Source organism: Embleya sp. NPDC025285, assembly GCF_055558835.1.
The window spans coordinates 1-7,254 of sequence record NZ_JBVHLU010000211.1 but is presented as its reverse complement, the minus strand read 5'-3'; the positions used below and the strand labels follow the sequence as shown (position 1 = coordinate 7,254).

Here is a 7,254-nt window from a genome sequence, read left to right as displayed (position 1 = left end):
AGGCGGGTGCGGCGTATCTGCCGATCGATCCGGGTGCGCCGGTGGATCGGGTTGCGTTCATGGTGGGGGACAGTCGTGCCTCGGTGTTGTTGAGTGCCGAGGATGTGTTGGACGAGTTGCCGGTGCGTGGTGTGGTGTCGGTGGCGTTGGACGATCCGGGTGTTCGGGGTGTGGTGGCGGCTTGTCCGGTGGCTGTGCCGGTGGTCGAGGTGTTGGAGGGTTTGGCGTATGTGATCTATACGTCGGGTTCGACGGGTCGGCCCAAGGGTGTTGCGGTGTCGCATCGTGGGTTGTCGGGTCTGGTGGCGTCGCAGGTGGAGCGGTTTGCTCTGGGTGCGGGGGATCGGGTCCTCCAGTTCGCGTCGATCGGGTTCGATGCGGCGTCGGCCGAGATGTGGGTGGCGTTGTGTGGTGGGGCGACGCTCGTGCTGGCTCCCGCCGACGAACTCCTGCCCGGCCCCGGCCTGGTCGACGTGATCAGGCGCAACGAGGTCACCCACGTGACCCTGCCACCCGCCGTGCTGAGCGTCCTGGACGAGCACGACCTGGACACCGTGCGCACGTTGGTGTCCGCCGGTGAGGCGTTGGGTGCGGATCTGGTGGCGCGGTGGGCTGCGGGTCGGCGGTTGATCAACGCGTACGGGCCGACGGAGACGACGGTGTGCGCGACGATGTCGGCGCCGTTGGCGGCGGGTGGTGAGCCGGTGGTGGGCACGCCGATCGTGAACACCCGGGCGTATGTGCTGGACGGTCGGCTAGCGCCGGTTCCGCCCGGCGTGGTGGGCGAGTTGTATGTGGCGGGTGCGGGTCTGGCCCGGGGCTATCTGGGCCGGTCGGGATTGACGGCCGAGCGGTTCGTGGCCTGCCCGTTCGGAGGCGGTGGCGAGCGCATGTATCGCACCGGCGACCGGGCCCGCTGGACCGCCGACGGCCGACTGGTATTCGTCGGGCGGGTCGACGATCAGGTGAAGCTTCGCGGGTTCCGGATCGAACCGGCGGAGATCCAGGCAGTGTTGGCGGCTCATCCGCAGGTGGGTCAGGCCGCGGTGATCGCGCGCACGGAATCGCAAGGCGAGCTGGTTCTGTCCGCCTATGTGGTGCCCACCGATCCCGGTGATGTCGGCGAGGATCTTCCGCGGTCGTTGCGGGAGTTCGCCGCGCGTCGGCTCCCGGAGTACATGTTGCCGAGCGCGATCGTGGTGCTTGACGCGCTGCCGCTGACGGCCAACGGCAAGCTCGATCGGGCAGCGTTGCCCAGCGCCGATCGGTCGGGCGGGACGGTGGCGGAGGAGGTCGTGTCGACGCCGCGGGAGGAGATCCTGTGCGGGATGTTCGCCCAAGTGCTCGGGCTCGACTCGGTCGGGGTGCATGAGAGCTTCTTCGAACTCGGCGGCCACTCCCTGCTCGCGACGCGGTTGGTTTCGCGCGTGCGGGCCGTGCTGGGTGTGGAGTTGGAGATCCGGGCCCTGTTCGAGACGCCCACGGTCTCGGGGCTGGCCGCTCGGCCGGCGGACGCGCGAGTGGGCGCGGTGCGGGCGCCGCTGCGCGAGCGGCCTCGCCCGGAGCGACTGCCGTTGTCGTTTGCGCAGCGGCGGTTGTGGTTCCTCGGGCGGTTGGACGGCCCCAACCCGGGCTACAACATGCCGGAGGTGTTGCGGCTGTCGGGTGATCTCGACCGTGCCGCGCTGTCGGCAGCCTTGCGGGATGTGGTGGGTCGGCACGAGGTGTTGCGGACCGTCTTCCCGATGGTCGACGGCGAGCCGTACCAGCGTGTCCTGGATCCCGCCGAACTGAACTGGGACCTGGAATACCAGGAGGTCACCGCCGAGGAACTGCCGCACGCGGTGGCGACGGCAACGGACCACGCGTTCGATTTCGCGGACGAGATTCCCATTCGGGCCTGGCTCTTCCGGTGCGACGAAGAGCATGTGCTGGTCCTGGTGGTGCATCACATCGCGGGCGACGGTTGGTCGATGGGTCCGCTGGGTCGGGACATCTCGGCCGCTTACGCGGCCCGTTGCGCGGGACGCGCACCGGAATGGGCGCCGTTGCCGGTGCAGTACGCGGACTACGCGCTCTGGCAGCGGGAGTTGCTGGGCGAGGACGACGATCCGGCCGGTCTGATGTCCGGGCAGGTGGCGTATTGGCGAACAGCCCTCGCGGGGCTTCCCGAGGAACTCGACCTGCCCGTCGACCGCCCGCGCTCGACCACCGCCGGGCACGACGCCCACGTCACCCGGTTGGCGATACCCGCCGAATTGCACGACGAGCTGGTGCGGGTCGCCCGGGCCGAGGGTGTGACCGTGTTCATGGTGTTGCAGGCCGCGTTGGCGGTGCTGCTGTCCCGGCTGGGCGCGGGGACCGACATCCCGATCGGGACGACGGTGGCCGGACGTACCGACGAGGGCCTGGACGACCTGGTCGGGTTCTTCGTGAACACGCTGGTGTTGCGGACCGACCTCACCGGGGATCCGACCTTCCGCGAGGTCCTGGGTCGGGTCCGTGAGGCGGGCCTGGGCGCGTACGAGCACCAGGACGTGCCGTTCGAGCGGTTGGTGGAGGAACTCGCGCCGACCCGGTCGCTGAATCGGCATCCGCTGTTCCAGGTGATGTTGACGCTCCAGAACACCGCACGCGCGGCGCTGGACCTGTCGGGGGTACGGGCGGGCGCGCCGCCCGAGGTCGGTGTGGCACCGCTGTCACCGGCCGCCGCGGCGAAGTTCGACCTCGACGTGACCGCCGAGGAGACCTACGACGAGCAGGGCAGGCCCGCCGGGATCCGAGGGTCGATCGTGGCCTCGGCCGACCTGTTCGACCCGGGTTCGATCGAGACGATGGCCGATCGGTGGATTCGCGTGCTGGGGACGTTGGTCGCGGATCCGAGCCTGCGGCTCGGCGCGGCGGACGTGCTGGACGACGACGAGCGCTCCCGGATCCTGGTCGCGTGGAACGACACGGCGGCTTCGGCGGTCGAGGTTCCGGCGCCGACCGTGATCGACGGATTCCTGACCCGGGTGGTGGAGGCCGCGGACGCGGTGGCGGTGGTGGCCGGGGGTTCGGCGCTGTCGTATGGGGAGTTGGGTGGTCGGGTCGGTCGTCTGGCGCGGTATTTGGTGGGGTTGGGTGTCGGTCCCGAGTCGGTGGTCGCTGTGGTGTTGGGGCGCGGCCACGGGTTGATGACGGCGTTGTTGGGTGTGTCGGCTGCCGGTGGCGCGTATCTGGCCATCGATCCGATGCAGCCGGCCGAGCGGATCGGCTACCTGCTCGATGACGCCGCACCTGTGTTGGTGGTCACGGACAGCCTGCACGCGTCGCGGGTGCCGTCCACGTGGTCCGGGGCCGGGGTCGGGGCCGCGGTGCTGGTTCTCGACGAGCCTGCGGTGGTCGCGGCGTTGGAGAGCCTGCCGTCGTCGCCCGTGGGTGACGCCGATCGTTCGTCTCCGTTGTGGGGTTCGCATCCGGCCTATGTGGTCTACACGTCGGGTTCGACCGGGCAGCCCAAGGGCGTGGTCGTCTCGCAGGCGGGGTTTGCGAACACCGCGGCGGCGGGGCGTGCGCGGTTCGCGATCGGGGCGGGTTCGCGGATGGCGCAGTTCGCGTCGGTGGGGTTCGACAACTTCTGCCTGGAGTGGTCGGTGGCGCTGTCGTCGGGTGCGGCACTGGTGGTGGTGCCCGACGAGCGTCGGCTCGGTGCGGAGTTGGCCGGGTTCTTCGCCGACGAGGCGATCACACACGCGACGTTGCCGCCCGCCGTCTTGGCCGGACTGGCCGTCGAGGCGATGCGGTCGGACCTGGTCCTGGAGGTGGGCGGCGAGGCATGCCCGCCGGAACTGGCGGCTCGTTGGGCGCACGGTCGGGTGTTGTTCAACACGTACGGGCCGACCGAGACGACCGTGGACGCCACGGTGTGGCGCTGCCGGCCCGGGGTGGGCGAGGTTCCGATCGGGAGGCCGATCGCGAATGCGCGGGCGTATGTGCTGGACGAGCGTCTCGCGCTCGTGCCGCCGGGGGTGACGGGTGAGTTGTATGTGGCCGGTGTGGGTCTGGCCCGGGGTTATCTCGGTCGGGCGGCGTTGACCGGTGAGCGGTTCGTGGCGTCGCCGTTCGGCTCGGGTGAGCGGATGTACCGGACGGGCGACCGGGCGCGGTGGACGGCGGCCGGCGAGTTGGTCTTCGCCGGGCGGGCGGACGATCAGGTGAAGATCCGGGGGTTCCGGATCGAACCCGGCGAGATCGAGGCCGCATTGGCCGCACACCCCCGGGTCGCACGGGTTGCCGTGGTCGTGCGTGCCGACACTGCCCAGGGCGTGTCCCGGGACCGGCGCCTGGTTGCCTACGTCGTGCCGCGCGATCGTGAGCTGCCCGAGCAACTGCCCGAGGCGCTACGGAGGTTCGCTTCCGCTCGGTTGCCGGAGTACATGGTTCCGTCTGCGGTCGTCGTGCTGGACGCCATCCCGCTGACCGCGAACGGGAAGTTGGACCGCAAGGCGTTTCCCGCTCCCGAATATCCGACCGGGACGAATGGTCGGGGCCCGTCCTCGCTGCGTGAGGAGGTGCTGTGCGCGGCGTTCGCCGAGGTGCTGGGTCTGCCGTCGGTCGGGGTGGACGACAACTTCTTCGCTCTGGGCGGGCATTCGCTGCTTGCGGTGACGTTGGTCGAGCGGTTGCGGGCGCGAGGGGTCTCGGTGTCGGTGCGGGCCCTGTTCGAGGCGCCGACGGTGGCCGGGCTGGCCGCGTCGGCCGGTGCGGAACCGGTGTCCGTCCCGGCGAACCGGATCCCGGCCGACGCGACGACGTTGACGCCGGACATGTTGCCACTGGTGGATCTGTCCGAGGCCGAGGTCGCCCGCGTCGCCGCGTCGATCGACGGCGGAGCCGCCAACATCGCCGACGTCTACCCGCTCGCACCGCTCCAGCAGGGCATCCTCTTCCACCACCTGATGGCGGGTGACGAAGAGCGCGACGTGTACATATCCCCGTTCGTGCTGGAATTCGACACACGGGAGCGCCTCGACGCATTCCTGCGGGCCCTTCAAGAGGTGATCGACCGGCACGACATCTACCGCACGGCGATCCTGTGGGACGGCGTCCCGGATCCGCTTCAGGTGGTGCAGCGGCATGCTCCGCTGCCGGTGCGGGAGATCGCGCCGGCCGAGGGTGGGGACGACGCCGTCGCGCGACTGCTGGCCGCCGGTGGGCCGACCATGGACGTCGGTCGTGCACCGCTGATCGACGCACATGTCACACCCGCGCCCGAAGCCGGTCGCTGGTACGGCATGTTGCGCGTGCACCACATCGTTCAGGACCACACCGGGATGGAGGTCCTGCTCCAGGAGGTGCGCGCCTTCCTCGCCGGTCGCGGCGGTGAACTGGCGCCGGCACTGCCGTTCCGGGACTTCGTGGTGCAGGCGCGGGAGAGTCTGCGGCACGGTGGTCACGAGGAGTTCTTCGCGGAGCTGTTGGGCGATGTCACCGAGACCACGGCGCCGTTCGGGCTGTTGAATGTGCGCGGTGACGGCAGCGGTGTGCGGCGGGCCGAGTTGCCGGTGGCGGACGACGTGGCCGTGCGGATCCGGAAGGTGGCGCGAGACCTCGGGGTCACGCCCGCGACGCTCCTGCATGTGGCCTGGGCACGCGTGTTGTCGGTGCTCTCCGGACGGGACGACGTCGTGTTCGGAACGGTGTTGTTCGGTCGGATGAACGCGGGTGCCGGTGCCGATCGCGCGTCGGGTCTGTTCATGAACACGCTGCCGGTACGGGTACGTACCGACAGGGTGGGCGCGTCGGCGGCCGTCGCCGCGATGCGGGACCAGCTTGCCGCGCTGATGGAGCACGAACACGCCCCGCTGGTGGTCGCCCAGCAGGCGAGCGGGATCAGCGGAGACATGCCGCTGTTCACCGCCTTCTTCAACTACCGCTACGGCGGCGACCAAGGTGACCGGAGCCCCACAACCGACCAGGACGGCCAAGACCCACAAGGGGTCGGTCCGGGCGACGACGGTCCCGCGGGAATCCGTACGGTGTTCGCGTTGGAGTTGACGAACTTCCCGCTCGCGATCTCGGTCGACGACCTCGGTGCGGACGGCTTCGCGTTGACCGTGGATGCAACCACTCCCGGTGATCCGCACGTGGTCACGCGTCTGCTGCACACGACGATCGAGAACCTCCTCGGCGCCCTCGCGAACGATGCCGACCGCGATGGACCGGACGTCCCCCTGAACTCGGTCGCGGTGCTGGACGACGCCGAGCGGGCCCGCCTGCTGGTGGAGTGGAACGACACGGCGGTGGAGCTGCCGACCGATGCGGTGCCGGCGATGTTCGCGGCTCGAGTGATCGATTCACCGGACGCGATAGCGGTGTTGTGCGACGGGGTCGAGACCTCGTACGCCGCGTTGGACGCGCGTGTGGGCGGCCTGGCGCGATTGTTGCGCGAGCACGGGGTCGGTATCGGCTCGGTGGTGGGTCTGTGTCTGCCGCGTGGTGTCGATGCGGTGGTGGCGATCCTGGCGGTGTGGCGGGTCGGTGCCGCGTATCTGCCGATCGACCCGGCGTACCCGTCGGACCGGATCACGTTCATGCTGGCGGACAGTCGGGCAAGCACCCTGATCAGCACCACCGCACTGCTCGAAGAACGCCTCGCCGCACTGCGCGACGACCTTCCCGCGCATCAACTGTCCACGATCGCGGTCGACGACCCGGCCTCGCGTCCCGAGGACGCGGCCACCGAGCCGTGGGCCTCCGTGCAGCCCGCGGAGTTGGCGTATGTGATCTATACGTCGGGTTCGACGGGTCGGCCGAAGGGTGTGGCGGTCACGCACGGCGGGCTGGCGAACTATGTGGCGTGGGCTGTCGAGGCGTACGGGGTGGGGGCGTCGGGGGGTGCGCCGTTGCACTCGTCGTTGGCGTTCGACCTGACGGTGACGAGTGTGTTGTTGCCGCTCGTGTCCGGGTCGCCGGTGACGGTGAGTGGTGAGGGCGGCGCGGAAGGCCTGGCGGATCTGCTGCGCTCCGGTCCCGGCTTCGACCTGATGAAGGTGGTGCCCGCCCATCTGCCGCTGCTGGGGGAGATCCTCTCTGCCGACGAGGCTGCCGGTTCCGCGCGGTGTGTGGTGGTCGGTGGTGAGGCGTTGTTCGGGGCGGATGTGGCGGGGTGGTTGGCGCGGTCGCCGGGTTCGGTGGTGGTGAACGAGTACGGGCCGACCGAGACGGTGGTGGGTTGTTGTGTCTTCGAGGTTCGTGCGGGTGACGAGGTGT

General features: G+C 69.9%; 1 protein-coding gene. It reads left to right on the top strand.

The window, feature by feature from the left end:
* Positions 1–59 precede the first annotated feature (59 nt).
* The coding region (locus tag ACZ4FV_RS51210; RefSeq protein ID WP_465328255.1) for an amino acid adenylation domain-containing protein at positions 60–7,254 on the top strand (7,195 nt) is incomplete at its 3' end.